At 40.8% G+C, this 17711-nt stretch carries 11 protein-coding genes; all 11 read right to left on the bottom strand.

The features are described 5' to 3' along the window. Positions 1 to 68 precede the first annotated feature (68 nt). Positions 69 to 1028 (bottom strand): ROK family glucokinase, encoded by a 960-nt coding sequence (locus D7D53_RS05565; protein WP_000078562.1) that lies wholly within the window; start codon positions 1026 to 1028, stop codon positions 69 to 71. 103 nt (positions 1029 to 1131) lie between these two features. After that, complete coding sequence (locus D7D53_RS10190; RefSeq protein ID WP_245941789.1) at positions 1132 to 3180, bottom strand: Ltp family lipoprotein; 2049 nt, start codon at positions 3178 to 3180, stop codon at positions 1132 to 1134. 109 nt (positions 3181 to 3289) lie between these two features. Further along, entirely contained in the window at positions 3290 to 5011 is a 1722-nt protein-coding gene (pabB, locus tag D7D53_RS05585) for an aminodeoxychorismate synthase component I (protein ID WP_120770384.1), read from the bottom strand. A 75-nt stretch (positions 5012 to 5086) separates the two neighbouring features. Then, positions 5087 to 11020 carry a ZmpA/ZmpB/ZmpC family metallo-endopeptidase gene (locus tag D7D53_RS05590; protein ID WP_120770385.1) on the bottom strand — a complete coding sequence of 1978 codons (5934 nt, stop codon included), beginning with the start codon at positions 11018 to 11020 and terminating at the stop codon, positions 5087 to 5089. A gap of 2 nt (positions 11021 to 11022) precedes the next feature. Then, entirely contained in the window at positions 11023 to 11586 is a 564-nt protein-coding gene (locus tag D7D53_RS05595) for a TIGR01440 family protein (RefSeq protein WP_000659517.1), read from the bottom strand. Positions 11587 to 11700: 114 nt separating this feature from the next. Further along, on the bottom strand, positions 11701 to 13392 hold the full coding sequence (locus tag D7D53_RS05600) for a cache domain-containing sensor histidine kinase (protein ID WP_120770386.1): 1692 nt from the start codon (positions 13390 to 13392) through the stop codon (positions 11701 to 11703). Then, complete coding sequence (locus D7D53_RS05605; protein WP_120770387.1) at positions 13389 to 14126, bottom strand: response regulator transcription factor; 738 nt, start codon at positions 14124 to 14126, stop codon at positions 13389 to 13391. Before D7D53_RS05605 ends, D7D53_RS05600 begins: the two co-directional genes overlap by 4 nt. Before the next feature lie 70 nt (positions 14127 to 14196). Next, the gene (msrB, locus tag D7D53_RS05610; protein ID WP_120770388.1) at positions 14197 to 15309 is read right to left on the bottom strand and encodes a peptide-methionine (R)-S-oxide reductase MsrB; all 1113 of its coding nucleotides are present in this window, start codon (positions 15307 to 15309) and stop codon (positions 14197 to 14199) included. Positions 15310 to 15318: 9 nt separating this feature from the next. Next, complete coding sequence (locus D7D53_RS05615; protein WP_120770389.1) at positions 15319 to 15882, bottom strand: redoxin family protein; 564 nt, start codon at positions 15880 to 15882, stop codon at positions 15319 to 15321. A 13-nt stretch (positions 15883 to 15895) separates the two neighbouring features. Next, positions 15896 to 16606 carry a thiol-disulfide oxidoreductase-associated membrane protein CcdA2 gene (gene ccdA2 / locus D7D53_RS05620; protein ID WP_120770390.1) on the bottom strand — a complete coding sequence of 237 codons (711 nt, stop codon included), beginning with the start codon at positions 16604 to 16606 and terminating at the stop codon, positions 15896 to 15898. 161 nt (positions 16607 to 16767) lie between these two features. After that, on the bottom strand, positions 16768 to 17319 hold the full coding sequence (locus D7D53_RS05625; protein WP_120770391.1) for a GNAT family N-acetyltransferase: 552 nt from the start codon (positions 17317 to 17319) through the stop codon (positions 16768 to 16770). Positions 17320 to 17711: the final 392 nt, after the last annotated feature.

A 17711-nucleotide genomic window follows, 5' to 3' on the forward strand; every position in this document is an offset into this window, starting at 1 on the left:
AGAGTTATATTTACAATTATGATCTTGAAAAAGAGCCTGATGAATCACCAAGCTCTGTCATTTTTATTTTATTGCAATACAAGTGATGCTGCTCCAATAACTCCAGCGTCATTTCCTAGAGTTGCAAGAGCCAATTTAGTTGTTGTGCGTACTTGTGGGAAGGTATTTTCGTCGTAAACCTTTTGAACACCTTGTAGAAGGAATTCTCCTGCAGCTGACACACCGCCACCGATAACGATTGTTGATGGGTTTAGGATTGAACCAATGTTGGCACAAGCGATTCCCAAGTAACGTGAGAAGTTACGATAAACGATCAAAGCAAGGTCGTCTCCTTCTTTTGCAAGGTCAAAGACAGTCTTAGCAGTTACTTCTTCTCCGTTATCAATCAAGCGTTTCAAGGCTGCATCGCCTTCGTATTCATCGGCATAGCGACGAGTCAAGTTGACAATCCCTGTTGCAGAAGCGACTGTCTCAAGACAGCCTTTCTTACCACAGGTACATGCGATTGGTTGGTCAAAGTCAACAGTGATGTGGCCAAGCTCACCTGCTGCACCAGCAACACCGTGAAGCAATTTGCCTTCTGCAACGATACCGCCACCAACACCAGTACCGAGTGTCATAAAGACAACGTCTGGTTGGTTATCTCCAGCACCCATCCAGCGCTCACCAAGAGCAGCTACGTTGGCATCATTATCGATGAAGAAAGGAATGCCCAAGGCTTTTTCAATCTTTTCTTTGATTGGTTGAAGGGTTTTCCAGTTGAGGTTGTAGGCACCAATAACAGTTCCTTTTTCACGGTCAACCACACCAGGTGATCCCATTCCAATACCTTGGAAGTCTGCTGCTGTCAATCCAAGCAAGTCCAAACGATGTTGAATAGACTCAATCATATCATCTACGATATGACTTCCCTCATCCAAAATGTTGGTCTTGATAGACCATTTTTCTTGGATTTCTCCTGCTGTTGTCAAGATTGCAAATTTGATAGAAGTTCCACCAAGGTCAATCCCAATAATCTTTTGACTCATCGTCTTCTCCTTTTTAATTGAAAATGCTTACAGATATAGTATAACAAAATCGTTAGATTTGTGCAAAGCTTTGCATGAAAAAGTTACATCTAATAATTAATAACTATTTATCCCCTAGTTTTTGAATTGCATAGTTGGCTTCTTCTTTGGTAAATTTTCTAAAATAAGGAGAAGTTAGCCTCTCATAAATTTCTGTCTTTGAGAGATTACTATATTTTCGATATTCTCTTGCTTTAGCTAAGGCATTTGCCTTATAATCTGCATTCAAGTGATCGATGGCATACTGCACTGCTGAACTTGAAAAACCATGCCACGTTAATTGCTCATAGAGAGCTTTTTTTGACATATTTGCCCACGAATTATAACTCTTTGCCTTTTCTAAAGCAGCATTGTACTGGTTCCCATCTGCTGGTTTTGGTTGCCGCACACCATCGTATCCTACATAGTAACGGCCACCATCTACCCATTTATCCTTCACCATATAACCTTTAGAATCGACATAGTAACGACCGCCATCTACCCATTCATTCTTGGCCATCTTTCCATCCGATTTATAATAATAAGCTCCTACCCATTTATTGCGAACATGGCTGCCTTCTGATGGTAGATTAAGTTTTTGAATGGCATAGTTTGCTTCTTCTTTTGTAAATTTTCCAAACCAAGAAGAAGTTAGCCTGTCATAAATTTCAGTTTTTGAGATATTACTATATTTTCGGTATTCTCTTGCTTTAGCTAAGGCATTTGCTTTGTAATCTGCATTCAAGTGATCGATGGCATACTGCACTGCTGAACTTGAAAAACCATGCCACGTTAATTGCTCATAGAGAGCTTTTTTTGACATATTTGCCCACGAATTATAACTCTTTGCCTTTTCTAAAGCAGCATTGTACTGGTTCCCATCTGCTGGTTTTGGTTGCCGCACACCATCGTATCCTACATAGTAACGGCCACCATCTACCCATTTATCCCTTACCATATAACCTTTAGAATCGACATAGTAACGACCGCCATCTACCCATTCATTCTTGGCCATCTTCCCATCTGATTTGAGATAAGAATTTCCTATCCATTTATTGCGAGCAGAGCTTCCTTCTGCTGTTAGATAATAATATGAACCATGCTTTTTATCATAAATCCAGTCACTTTTAACCTTTTTTCCATCAGAATCAACATAATAACGACCACCATCTACCCATTCATTTTTAGCTCTCTTCCCATCTGATTTGAGGTAGTAATTTCCTACCCAGCCAGTCTGAACTTTAGATTTTGATTTATCCTGTTTAGGAGTTGTTTCTTTAGGTTTCGGTGCTGGCTTCGGCGCGGGTTTTGGTGCCGACTTCGACGCAGGTTTTGGTGCTGGCTTCGGCGCAGGTTTTGGTGCGGGTTTTGGTGCTGGCTTCGGCGCGGGTTTCGGTGCCGGCTTCAGCGCAGGTTTTGGTGCCGGCTTCGGCGCGGGTTTTGGTGCCGGTTTCGGCGCGGGTTTTGGTGCCGGCTTCGGCGCGGGTTTTGGTGCCGGTTTCGGCGCGGGTTTTGGTGCTGGCTTCGGCGCAGGTTTTGGTGCTGGCTTCGGCGCTGGTTTCGGTGCCGGCTTCGGCGCGGGTTTTGGTGCCGGCTTCAGCGTGGGTTTTGGTGCTGGCTTCGGCGTGGGTTTTGGTGCCGGCTTCGGCGTGGGTTTTGGTGCCGGCTTCGGCGTGGGTTTTGGTGCCGGCTTCGGCGCAGGTTTTGGTGCTGGCTTCGGCGCGGGTTTCGGTGCCGGCTTCGGCGCGGGTTTTGGTGCCGGCTTCAGCGTGGGTTTTGGTGCTGGCTTCGGCGTGGGTTTTGGTGCCGGCTTCGGCGTGGGTTTTGGTGCCGGCTTCGGCGTGGGTTTTGGTGCCGGCTTCGGCGCAGGTTTTGGTGCGGGTTTTGGTGCGGGCTTCGGCGCGGGTTTTGGTGCGGGTTTTGGTGCGGGCTTCGGCGCGGGTTTTGGTGCGGGTTTTGGTGCCGGCTTCAGCGCAGGTTTTGGTGCGGGTTTTGTATTCTCTTTTACAATTTTACCATTTTTAGACGCATCTTTTTCTTGAGCAGATACTTTCTGAGATGAGAAAGGCAACATCCCCATTGTATCTGAAAGAGAAACAAGTGCAAGTGTAGTTGCTGCTAAACTTGTAACCAAAATTTTTTTGATTTTCTCATAAAAATCTCCTTTAAATTTTTATTGTTTACGATTACATTATAACAAAAATATGTATTAATATATACTAAAAGCTATTAATAGCTAAAACTCACAATCCTATCACTTGCAACTCATACAAATCTCTCACTGCATTACAGCCGTAAATAGCTTCAGCTTGGTCTATGTCTGCAAAGGTCAAGACTTTCTCTTCTAGCTGTCCTGTTTCTAACAAATGCTGACGATAAATTCCTGGCAAGATTCCAAGTCGGATAGGTGGCGTGTAAAGTTTCCCGGCAATTTTCAGAACCAAATTTCCAATAGAGGTTTCAAGTAATTCTCCTCTTGTATTATGGTAAATCTTCTCGTGTTTTCCTAAATTCAAATGCGATCGGTAAGTGGTTTTAAAGTAGGTAAAGGCTTGTTGCAAATTTGCTTCCTGAAGGCAAAGTTTTGCTTGACAGAAGGTCGGACTGAGAGGTTCCAATACTTGACGATCGACTTCTATCTCTCCAGACTTGTTGAGAGAAATTCGCAAGCGGTAATCTTGATTAGCATCACAAGCCTGACACTCTGCTTCAATCTTTTGTCTCAAAATTTCTGGGTCAAAAGGAAAAGCAAAATACCGACTAGCTATTCTCAGTCTTTCCAGATGTTGTTCTTCAAACAACAAGTTCTTCTGGCTGATTTTCCCTGTAGTAATCAGTTTGAAACGAGCTTGTTTACGATAGAGAACAGCTGCCTTTTGATGAACCTCGCGGTATTCAGACTCCCAAGTGCTATCCCAAGTAATGCCTCCGCCAACTCCATAGATGGCTTTCCCTTGATACAGTTGAATAGTCCGGATAGCAACATTAAAAATCCGTCGTCCATTTGGAAGCAAGAGACCAATCGTTCCACAGTAGACTCCACGCGGTTGTGGTTCCAACTCCTTAATAATTTCCATAGTCGCTATCTTAGGAGCTCCTGTGATGGATCCACAAGGAAAGAGAGAGCGAAAAATGGTAACCAAGTCCACATCTGGTCGCAACCGACTCTTGATGGTCGAAGTCATCTGCCAAACAGTTGAATACTGCTCTACCTGACACAGACGCTCCACATGCTCACTGCCCACTTCAGAAATACGATTCATATCATTGCGCAAGAGGTCCACAATCATCATATTTTCAGAGCGATTTTTAGGATCCTGCTCCAACCAACTAGACTGCTCTAAGTCTTCATGGTCAGTTACCCCACGCTGAGTCGTTCCCTTCATTGGTCGCGTTGTCAACTCACGGTCATTTTGCTCAAAAAAGAGTTCTGGACTCATGGAAATCACTGCCATTTCATCATGTTCAACATAGGCATTGTAGCCCGCCTCCTGCTCTACCACCATGCGATTGTAAATGGCAAAAGGATTGGCACTTAATTTTTGCTTGAGTTGGACGGTGTAGTTGACCTGATAGGTGTCCCCCTGCCGCAAATGATGATGTATCTGTGCAATCGCCTTTTCATAATCCTCTGCAAGCGTTACTTCCTGCCAATTTGAGGGCAAATCAACCTCATCATAAGTCAGAGGAATAGGGGATGTTTCTACCCTATCATGAACGGTAAAAAATAGCAGGTATTCTCCCAGTAAAGGCGCTTTATGAACTGCTAATTTCTCCTCAAAAGCAGGTGCAGCCTCGTAGCTGACATAGCCCACCACATAGTAGCCCTGCTCTTGGTAACTTTCCACTTGTGCCAGCAAGTCTGCCACTTCTGCCAAATCTCTCGTTTTTAACTCTTTGATAGGCTGGGTAAAGATGTATCTTTCCCCCAAAGCCCTAAAATCAATTACTGTTTTTCTATGCATATCTTAAGTATAGCATAAAAAGGCAGATTCAGATAAAACTGATCTACCTTTTTATTATTCTATTAGTCCTATCTACTATTTAGTAAACAACTCTCCAGTAAATCCATTAGATTTTTGTAGAAGTTGTTTATAAACTTTCTCTTTCAGACTAACTGTATTTCCAAACCCATTCCCTTTAAGATCTTTTTCAACTGCTTCATCAAACAATTCTTGAAGTCTTGCATAAGTTGAAATTTTCTCACCATTAATTTCAATTTCAACAAAGCCTTTTTGAGCTTTCTCATGAACTTCATGATACCAAGCAGATTTCCATTCTTCTAAGTTTTGGAATCTTCCATTTGAAACTTTCTTAATGATGAAATCATCTCCAACATAACCGTTGTTTTCTTTCTTAGCAGCATCTTTGTATTTATTAGAAGCATATCCTAAGAAACCATCAAGGTAACCAAAGTAACCCCACATACGGAATGTATTATGTTTAAATGAAATGGAACCTACAGCACTTCTGCTTGTATTACCACCATAGATGCCTGCCATCATATTAACGGTTTGATAAGCAGAATCGAAACCTTCCGAACGGTAACGTCCATTACCAGGCATTCCATGCTTGGTAACAAAGTTGTTGTTTACCAATTGATCAATCGTTGTTAACTTCATGTTTTTCTCTTCATCGTTTAAATCACGAAGTTTATCCCATTGATGTGGTTCACCTTTTAGACTGTTACGATCAGCATTTGAACGCCATTCTCGATCCATTTTCTTGAACCATTTATCGTTAGTTCCAGTATTTTTCTTAATTACAGATTCAGCTTCTAAATAATCAAGCATCATCATAGATTCATTGTAATTCTTCATGTAGTGATCGATTTTCTCACGACTATTTAACACATTTGGATTATAGTTATACCATTGGTTACCATCATTTTGACGTTCATATGCCATATTTAATCCTAAGGCACCATATTCACCATTTGGATTTGAGACTGATGGTGATTGTAGCATACCCTGAGCAAAGGCTTCAACGTCTGTTCCTTCACGGTGACGCCATGTTCCTAAGTAGGCCATACGATCATTGATGTGAGTTGTTTCGTGAGTGAATGCAGATGTACCAAAATCACTAATCATGCTAGAGATGATGTAATATACCGCCTCTTGTGGTTGTGGATTTTGGAAGATATAAGCGTATGCACCCATTCCATTGTATCCATGCCATTTATCAGTCGGACCATAGAATTCACGAATTGGAGCAAAATCACCTTTCTTCGTATGTCCCATACGGTCAACCCATCCCAAACCTGGTACATCATGGTTATCCCAAATTGCAGATGGTACCATATTTTCACTCTTAAGAAGATTATTTCGTACATTATCTGCAGCAAGTCTTGACCAGAAGTCTAAATAATTGATTTGTTCTTGCGCACGTAAATCAACTTGCTTCTTGAACGCTTCACGTTCTTCTGCTGTGTTCTTACCGTATTTCTCAAATGAACTAAACGCAATGGTATTATAGGTCGTAATTAAGATCATATGCGCTTTCTTCAGGTTCAGAAGTGGTAGAATATAACGTCCGTGATGTCCATTATTAATTACTTCATACAATTTATGTTTCTTATTCGCAAAATCAGGATTTGATGATTGTTTCTCAACGACATAAGCGTTATCTGCAATGTTATTCTTGAACCAAGTATTCATATCTGTTTCACTAGTGAATAATTCCATGTTGTACTTCAGAAATTCGTGTAAGTTAGCTTTACCAGTAGCACTTGCAAGAGCTCTGTTAAATGCATCGTGTGATTGATCACCTTTTAGGTTGTTACCATTTGAAGCAAAGCTGATTAATCTATCAAGTACGTTAACGTTCTTACCGTAGAAATCAGGTTTGAAGGTCATCATATTTTTGATATTTAATCCGTCAAATTTAATTCCGTAGTATTGGTTTAAATAAGCCAGAGCTAACATGATTTTAGCTTTGTTATCTTCAACTTTTTTAACTAAGGCACGTTTAGCTGCTTCGTCCGTATTTAATTGATGGTCTTCATTTTCAACTAAAGCTTTAACTAAAGCATCTAGGTTATCTTTTACTTCTTTGAAGTTTTCATCTAAGTATAGCATTTTCGGATCACCGTGGATCTTACGAACTTCATCAGAATATAATTCAACAGAAGCTAATTTAGCTTTGATATCGCTGATTAACTGTGTCCTATCTTTAACAACCATATTTGGTGTATAGACAACATCACCTAATCCTTCAATACTATATTCACGAACTTGTTGAACTTTAGATTCTTTTTGTGTAATAGCTTTAATTTCTTTCGTCTTATCAGCGTAATGAATCATAATGTGATCAGCATCTGATAAGTCGGTCACAAATTGTCCATCTTTCATACCTGTAACAGATAATACTTCAGTAGTTAATAATTTAGAATCTGCAGGAATCTTATTACCTTGATTTACAATCCATTCTTTGTTGTAGAACGGTTGAAGCTTTTCAATATTACGGTAAGCAAGCTCACGAGATACATCGTAATCTTGAGTATCCTTGTAAGTGTCAGATTTTGGTTTGATGTTGTTAAGGGTATTAACTACTGGCTCGTTAATTGCATAGTCATGAGCAGTAATTCCTAATGATGCAATTTTTGTATCTGCTTCTTCTTGAGGTACTGATTTAATACGATGCTGTTGTTTAGAGAAATTATATGAAGATTTACCTTCACTTACTCCTGTAACAACAAGGTTTCTATTAAGTCTCATCCCTGACCAGTAACCACCATCATCATCAATATCTTCAGATCCATAGAAGATTTCTCCGTTACCTTTATTAACTTTCATCATAGATACGCTATCTTCAACTGAACCTAGCATATGATTACTACCAATAAAACCACCAGTTTTAATAGGATCTTCTACATTAATAGTTCCTTTAGCTACTGATTTCTTAATAGCACCCTCTCTACCTACAGCATTGTTATCCCCACCATTTTGAGACCAATAAACAATACCTGCAGCTTTAGCTCTCTTACCAGTGATATTAGCGTTGACATAAGCACGTTCAACGTAACCTTTCCAGTTTTCACCAACAATACCTGATAAATATTGACCACCAGTACCAACAGAAGTAACATTACCAATAAATGCAACATTGACTAATCTACCACCACTGTCAATTTTATCAATAAATCCAGACACCCAATCACGACCAACTACGTTACCAGTAACTTTAACATTTTCAATAGTTGTTCCACCTTTAATAATGTTAGCGATTGGTGCTACTTGATTATCCCCTGGCATATTAATATCTACATTAGCTAAGTTAATATCATGGATGTGACCACCTTGAATATTTCCAAATAATGGACGACTTATATTATGGATTGAATAATGCCCACCATCAACACTTGATAACTTACCTTTAAATACTGATGTAACATAAGATTTTCCATTAGGTTTTACGTTTGCTGCATTAAGGTCTGCACCAAGTTTGAACTCTCCAGTAGGGTTAGCTTGCATATCTTTTACAAGCTCGTTGAAGTTGTAGTAAACATTACCTTCTTTTAATTTTTGTTTTTCAAAGTAATGGACATACTCGTTTGCCAATTTAGAAGCATCTGTGTGTTGAACTAAATCAGGAGCTGTTGCAGTAACTTTAAATAACGTTTTTCCGTCTTTTTCTACTTCTTCAATCTTGTCAACAGCCAGTCTTGTAACTTTGTTGTCGTGAGTTGTAACTCGTAGGTAGAGTGGAGCAAGATCAGCTGGTTTTTCTGTCAGCAAACTAGTGTCTGTTTCGTTACCGTCAGCATCAACACTCATCAAGCTTGTTTCTTTGATGTTCTTGATTTCAACTTTTTTGAGGTCAATTCTTAGAGGTTCTTCTTTCAGAACTTCTTCCTCATCACCCTCACCACGGTCATAAACCATCTTCGTTTCAAGTTTATAATCTTTGTAGTACTGTAAGTCTGTCAAAGAAGCTGTTAGATCTTCTGGTGAAACATTCAATGTCTTCACAATCTCGTCACCTTTTTTCAGAGTTAGGGTGATAGATTTAATGGCTGCCTTACTTGGATTTTCCAAATTATAACGAATTTGAGATGATCGTTTCAAATCTTGAACATCAACAAGTGACAAACTTAAGATTGGTTTTTCAAAGTTTTTAGTTCCTAATTTGACGATACGATCTTGATTTAACTCCAGAACCTGTTCCACAATTTTAGGTGCTTCTTCAGTTTTTAAACCTTTGATAGTTTTGTAAGTCTTGGTAACTTTTTTCTGTCCATCTTTTCCTTCTTGGACAGTAACTCTTTCACCTTTTTTCAGTTGGTCATCTTCTTTAACAACTTCCTTAAATGGAATCTTTTCAAGACTTTCTTCTATCAGAGTTCCTTCAATTGGTTTTGTCCCACGACTTATTTTTTTAGTGACTGGTTCTTTGATGACATCGGTTGTTGTATTTAAAACTTGATCAGTCTCAACACCTTCGAGAGTCTTATAAGTCGTTTTGGTAATTTTACTACCCTTTTCTCCATCTTGGACTACAGTTTCTTCATCCGTATATTTGGTTGGATCCTCGATAATTTCTGTCTTATAGTCAATCTCAGTAGTAGTTTCTTTCGTAACCGCGCCCTCAGTTACTTTATATTCAGGTAACTTTTCTTGAACTAAAGATTCGCCTTCTTTACCGGGTTCTTGAGTACCTTTGGCTTCAACTTTCCCAGTAAATTCTGTTTGTGGTTCTTGAACTAAAGAATCGCCCTCTTTACCGGGTTCCTGAGTACCTTTAGCCTCGATTTTGCCTGAATATGCTGTTTGCGGTGCTTGGACTAAGGATTCGCCCTCTTTACCGGGTTCTTGAGTGCCTTTAGCCTTAACCTTTCCAGTATATGCTGCTTGCAGTTCTTGAACTAAGGATTCGCCCTCTTTACCGGGTTCTTGAGTGCCTTTAGCCTTAACCTTTCCAGTATATGCTGCTTGCGGTTCTTGAACTAAGGATTCGCCCTCTTTACCAGTTTCCTGAGTACCTTTAGCCTCAACCTTTCCAGTATATGCTTCCTGTGGTTCTTGAACTAAAGATTCGCCCTCTTTACCTGGTTCTTGAGTGCCTTTAGCCTCAACCTTTCCAGTATATGCTGCTTGCGATTCTTGAACTAAAGATTCGCCCTCTTTACCTGGTTCTTGAGTGCCTTTAGCCTCAACCTTTCCAGTATATACTGCTTGCGGTTCTTGAACTAAAGATTCGCCCTCTTTACCAGTCTCTTGAGTGCCTTTAGCCTCAATTTTTCCTAAATATGCTGTTTGCGGTTCTTGAACTAAGGATTCGCCCTCTTTACCTAGTTCTTGAGTACCTTTAGCCTCAACCTTTCCAGTATATGCTGCTTGCGGTTCTTGAACTAAAGATTCGCCTTTTTTACTACTTGTGTTGATAGTCGATTTTGATTCTTTAAAGTAACCAACATACTCATATCCTTCAATATGAATAACTCCTTTAGCCAAGCCTTCATGTGTAGAGGCTGAAATAGTTTGGTTATAAGAAAGTAACTCTTTATTTTCAAATGCAAAGGCAGTAAAAGGTACAAAATTGCTGACTCCAATAGAGCTGATTAACAGAACCCCTAGTACTTTACTGCGGTGTTTCTTTGAAACTAATAGAACCGCTAGCGAGGCTGTTGCCAAGCCAAGACCCGCTAGAGCGACTTCCTTACTTCCTGTGTAAGGAAGTTGTTGACTAGTAGTCGCCTTCTTGCGATAAACTACATAAATAATATCTTCATCTTGAAATTCTGTTGGAACCTCATGATGAATCAGAGCTTTTTCAGACTCGGTCAATTCCTGCTCCGCCAAATAACGGTAATGAACACTATGAACACCGCCAACTTCATTGGCTTGAACCTTATCTACTGAAAGGGTACTAGCACCAAAAAGGAAGGCCCCAATGGCTACAGGACCTACCCCAACAGTTAGCTTACGAATGGAATATTTGGTAATTTTTTCTAGTTGTTGTTTTGTTTTTTTCATTCTCACGACTTTCTGATAGAATCTTGTGGATAATGCGCACGCGCACCTCCAATTAATTTTGGACGGCTAGCAAGGGCCGTTACATGGGCATGCCCAATTTCTCTCAAAAGAGGGCGAATCGGAACCTGAACATGCTTGACATGCATACCAATTGCAGTGTCTCCGATATCCAATCCAGCATGAGCCTTGATAAATTCAACCTCAACTGGATCTTGCATAAACTTGAAGGCTGCCAACTGACCTGAACCTCCTGCATGAAGGGTAGGAAGGACACTGACGATTTCCAGGCCAAACTGCTCTGCCACCTGACGTTCAACAACGAGGGCCCGATTGACATGTTCACAACCTTGAACAGCTAGATGAATTCCTTTTTCCTCTAGGATATCTAGGATGGTCTTCACAATGATTTCCCCAATTTCTTGGCTTGATTCCTTGCCAATCTGACCACCTATCACTTCACTAGAAGAAAGGCCCAAAACAAAGATGGATCCTTGCTTCAAATTGGCCTTTTCTAATACATCTTTTACAATTTGGCTTGTTTCTCTTTGAATGTCTTTTTCCTTCATACTTGATACCTCTTTTGTCATTATCTATCATATCGTTTTTTCCACTTTTTAGCAAGATAGACAACCTAGAAAGCTTACTCAATTACGCATAAAACTCCCAGAATGAACCGGGAGTTAACTAGTTTCTATTCTATTTATGTATATTTCAACCTTCGTTCCTTTTAAAGGGGCAGAAACGATCTTCATCTGGTAATCTTCTCCAAAATGAAGTTTAAGCCGCTGGTCAACATTTTGAAGACCAACTCCTCCACGTTTGAGTTGACTTTGACTACTATCGCCCGTATCTTGGAAGCCAACTCCATCATCCTCAATACGAATGACCAATCCTGAATCCTGTTTCTGGACAGAAAGTTTAATATGTCCCTGACCTTCTTTTTCTTTAATGCCATGGTAAAGAGCATTTTCTACAAGGGGTTGTAGCACTAACTTAGGCAAGACTAGCTTATCAAAGGCAGGATTTTCATTAATTTCATACTCCAGCTTATCGCCATAACGTTGTTTCTGAATAAAGAGATACTGGCGGACATGATTGATTTCGTCAGACAGGCAAATCAAATCTTTACCCTGATTGAGCGCCAAGCGGAAATAGGTTGCCAAAGACTTGGTCACCTGAACCACTCGCTGACTGTCCTGAAATTCAGCCATCCAGATGATAGTGTCTAAGGTATTATAGAGGAAATGCGGATTAATCTGGCTTGATAGGGCTTGAAGTTGGTACTGACGGGTCGTTTCCTCCTGGCTACGAATATCCATCATCAACTGATCAATCTGATCCAACATGGCATTGAACTGGCGAGTCACCTCTCTCAGTTCATAGGCACCAGTTTCCTTGGCACGAAGATTTTGAGAACCAGAAGCAATCTCCAGCATGGTTTCTCTCAAATCCTTCAAAGGGGCAATCCAGCGTTTAAGAGTAAGCCACACCAAACAGAGACAGGCAAGAAGTGATGTGACACTAGCCCCTAGCAAGGTCCACAAGAGTTGACTCCGAACCTTGTCTAACTTTTCCAGTGAGGACACGCCAAGCACCGTCCAATCAGTTCCTGCAATCTTTTCTTGACTGACGTAGGATTTGTGATCTGGAGTATAGCCCTGCCCTGTCTCAATATAGGGTTTCATGGCTTCCATCTCGCTAGCTGAGCTATAGACTGTGTGTTGAGGATGGTAAACAAATTCATGGTTTTCATTGATGATAAAGGCAAAGCCCTGCTGACCCAACTGGAGTTGATTGAGATAGGCTTCCAGAGTTTCATAGGAAATATCTAAACGAAGAACGCCCAAATCGGCTCCCTTTGCATCAAGAAGTTCCTGAGTGACAGAAATAACCCATTGACTATCTGATTTATGAGCTGGGGTCAAAACTGGCTTAGCACCCTGATGAATGGCCTTTTGGTACCAATCCTCAGTCATCATATCTGAAGATGTTTTCATCTGCACAGTGTCATCTGTAGAAATGAGCTGACCAGACTTGGTTACCAGCACAACAGCTTTCAAGTCCTGATCTGCCTTCAAGATGGTCAAAAATAGATCTCGAATTCCCTTTACCTTGTCTTGACTGGGATTCTCAGCATAGGCTAGGACATCCGTCTGCTGGGTCAAACTGGTCGAGGTGGTTTCTAATTTTTTGATATAAGACTGGATAAAGTGGCTAGTCTGACTGATAGTCGTTTGGCTATCGCCTTCAATGGTAGCCTCAATGGCTGAAGAACTAGATCGATAGTAGAAAGTCCCAACCACAGCTAGGAGAATGAGAAAGACCAAAAAGATAGAAATAACCATTCTAACTAGAAGAGACGAACGTTTCATCGACCTTCCCCCTTCTTAAACTGACGAGGCGTCACACCCGCAATCTGTTTAAAGCGTTGGGTAAAGTAATTCATATCTTCAAAGCCAACCTTCTCTGCAATCTCGTAAATCTTCAGATCTGTAGTCAAAAGCAAAAGCTTGGCTTGTTTGACACGTTCTCTCACCAGATAATCCTGAAAAGGCAGGCCCAACTCTTTCTTAATCAAAGAACTCAGATAAGTCGGGCTAAATCCCAAGTCACTGGCTAAAGACTTTAAACTAAATTGGCTATCATCTAGATGAGAATGGATTTTCTGGGCCAAGTTTCCTTCAAACTTATCAGTCAATAGATCTTGTAACTGCTCTTCCTTTTCTTCCTTATCCAACTTTTGCTTGATTTTCCCCAACATTTCCTCAATATCCTGACGAGAAAAGGGTTTAAGCAGGTAGTCATCCACACCTAGTTTGACAGCAGACAAGGCATAATCAAAATCATCGTAGCCTGTTAAAAAAACTAGATGAACCTGTGGATAGGTTTCTCGAACCAGACTGGCCAACTGGATGCCATTTAGCTGAGGCATGTTGATATCGGTTAGAATGATATCTGGCACCTGCTTTTGTATCAATTTCCAAGCCTGCCTTCCATTTTCAGCCTGACCGATGATTTCCATATCGTAGGCTGCTACATTGACCAGCTTGGTCAAACCTTGTCTTACCAGATATTCATCTTCTACAATTAAGATTGTATAGGTCATGCTCTACTCCTTTGTCACTTACTAGTATCAGTATAGCAAAATTCTCCTCTAACTGCTTAGGAAAGCCCTCTTAATCAACATAATCTAGTAAATAAGCGTAGCCTTTTTCTTCCATTTGATCTTTGGGAATAAAGCGGATAGAGAGACTATTAATACAGTAGCGCAAGCCACCCTTGTCCTGTGGTCCATCCGTAAAGACATGGCCAAGGTGAGAATCTCCAACTCGGCTCCGCACTTCCATGCGTGTCATATTGTAAGACTTATCTTCCTTATAGGTGGCGACATCTGGACTGATTGGTTGGGTGAAACTAGGCCAACCACAACCAGACTCAAACTTGTCCTTTGATGAAAAGAGGGGTTCGCCAGTTGCTACATCCACATAGATACCGGATTCAAATTTATCCCAGTAGCGGTTGGAAAAAGCTCGTTCTGTTTGATTTTTCTGGGTAACTGCATACTCTTCAGGTGACAAGGTCTTTTTCAATTCTTCATCACTTGGTTTAGGATATTTGCTGGCATCAATGACGGGGTAGGCTGCCTGATTGACATTGATATGACAGTAGCCATTTGGATTTTTCTTGAGGTAGTCTTGGTGGTAATCCTCAGCCACTACAAAATTCTTCAATGCCTCCTTTTCAACTGCCAGAGGTTGGTCGTATTTCTTAGCCACCTCATCAAAGACTTGGTTAATCACCTCTAAATCCTTGTCATCTGTGTAATAAATACCAGTACGGTACTGGGTTCCCACATCATTTCCTTGTTTATTTTTGCTAGTTGGATTGATAATGCGGAAGTAATGAAGCAGGATTTCCTTGAGAGAAATTTGCTTGGCATCATAAGTGACATGGACAGTCTCCGCATGACCTGTTTGGTTAATCAATTCGTACTTGGTTGTCTCCCCTCTACCATTTGCATAGCCTGATACAGCATCTGTCACACCGGGAACGCGTGAGAAATATTCCTCAACTCCCCAGAAACATCCCCCAGCCAGATAAATTTCGTGCAAGTCTGCATCTTTACTCACTTCTGTTTTTTTCACTGTTTTTCCTCCTTGGCTAACTGCCGCTTTCTCAATTTGCGAGCTATCTGTCTGCCCTGCATTTCGCATCAATAGAAAATAGAAACCGCTTATGGCTAGGAAAAAGATCCCTGCCAAAACAAACAATTTTACTTTATCATTCATGACCTTTCTCTACCCCATTTCTTTCAATGTCTTTAAAATCATATCCTTATCCATAAAACCAGGTTGCGTTTTGACCAGCTTTCCTTCCTTGTCTATAAAGGCTTGAGTTGGGTAAGAACGGACACCATAACTTTCCAAGAGTTTGCCTGATGTGTCAATTAGAACTGGGAAATTTTTATAATCCAAACCCTTGTACCAATTCTTAAATTCTGATTCAGCTTGTTCCCCCTTGTGTCCAGGAGACACCACTGTCAAGACCACATAATCATCACCAGCATCCTTAGCAATTTCATCTGTATCTGGTAGACTGGCTAGACAGATGGAACACCAAGAAGCCCAGAATTTGAGATAGACTTTCTTGCCCTTGTAATCAGACAAGCGGTAGGTCTTGCCATCTACTCCCATCAGTTCAAAATCAGCAACCGCCTGACCCTTGGTGGCAGTTTGCGAACTGACTTGTTCTGTTTTTGTTTGCTCCTTCATAGTAGATTCGTCTGACATATTTTTAGTCGAACAGGCTGCTAAACAACAGATTGAGCCTACTCCAAGGAGACATGTTTGCCATTTTTTCATTTCTTCTTCCTCTCTATTCAAATAATCTTGTCAAAATAGAAGCATTTCCCAAAAGCACCAAAATTCCCATTACGATTATGAGGAAACCACCCACTTTTTTGAGAGTTCCGAGATAAGGATGGAGTTTTCGGAAATGTTTCAAAACATAGCTGGAGGCTAGAGCTAGAACCAAAAATGGTAGTGCTAGACCTAGCGTATAGATTAACATGAGACCAGCTCCCTGCCAAGCACCTGAGCCACCTGAAGCCGCCAAGGCTAAAACAGAGCCCAGAACCGGTCCCACACAAGGCGTCCAAGCAAAACTAAAAGTCAACCCCAGTAAAAATGCCTGACTATAGCCCTTACCCTTTTGCTCCTGTCTCTTTAGTTGCAGCCTTCTTTCCTTGTAAAGTCCCTGAAAATGTAAGACCTCCATCTGGTGCAAGCCTAAGAGAATGATAACCGCACCCGTCACATACTGAAACCAAGAGGCATACAAAAGGTCTCCTAAAAAGCCAGCTCCATAGCCTAGTAAGATAAAAACAAAGGATATCCCTGCTATAAAGGCCAAAGTTCTCAATAGACTAACAAGTGAGATTGAATATTTTCCACTAGAAGCCTGAGAACCATCTTTATCATCCAACAAGACCCCTGCATAGACCGGTAACAAAGGTAAGATACAAGGAGAAAAGAAGGAAAGAATTCCAGCAAGAAAAACACTGATAAAAAAGATTATATTATCCATTGCCTTCCTCCATTCTTTGATTTGATAGGACTATTATAGCTCCAAAAATCAAGAAAAAATAGGGACAATGATAGGGAAAAATAGGAATTTAATCAGATTATTTAAAAAAAGGTGCAAAAAAAGCCAGACAAGGTCTGACTTTGATAGAAACAGAAAAGAAATCACCTGTCCTCCCTACTTATCTGATAATAAATAAGGTCCGCAAGATAACCTTTCTGCTCAACACCATTGATAACGGTTTTCAAATAGGACATCCCTGCCTTCTCCATGACACGACCTGAAGCTGGATTGAGGCTAGCATAGCGAGCTTTCACGCCTTGTAAGTCGAGCTGAGTGAAACAGAATTCTAGAACAGCTATTAGAGCCTCCGTCATAATGCCACGACCCCAGTAGGCTTTGCCTAAGACATAACCGATTTCACAAGAAGAATCGTTCTCATCTACTGCAACGATGCTGATATCTCCTATCACCTGCTCCGGGTTTTCTTTGAGACAAATAGCCCATTTGTAATAGTTGGGATTAGCATAGGAAGCAACCCAATTACGAATGGAATTTCGAGTCACATCGACATCAGGATGAGGATCCCAAGTGACATAGGTCAGATTCTCAGCAGACGAAGCCCAATTCTGAAACATGGCTTCTGCATCACTTTCCAAAAATTTTCGCAAGATTAAACGATCTGTCTGTAATATTTGCGTACCGATTGCTTTCATGACGCTACCTCGCTTTCTGATAGATGATTCTCTGCCCAACTTCAACTTCAATTTAAATTTACTTTGCTTTTGAATTTCAAGGTAATAAGCTAAAAAGGTCCCCCGGACCTTTTCTTATTTCAAGTTGAGAGGCTGAAAACCTCCACTAGAGGTTCCTCATTTTCCTATTTCTAAACTCGGGGTAAAAAGACTAAACTCAGTAACAACTAAAAAACAAGTTTTTAATCTAGTTCCTTGACGCAGTCGCTGTCTGGTTTGAAATGCGCTCTAGTAAGCTTTTTCAAACCTAGTCATCGTTGCGGGGGTGAGATGACGAAATCGAACTCGGTGAGTTACCGAACCTTCTCTCACTTTCTTATTTCAAGGTGAGAGGCTGAAAACCTCCAGTGGAG

The sequence above is a fragment of the Streptococcus gwangjuense genome (assembly GCF_003627155.1).
Taxonomy (GTDB): domain Bacteria; phylum Bacillota; class Bacilli; order Lactobacillales; family Streptococcaceae; genus Streptococcus; species Streptococcus gwangjuensis.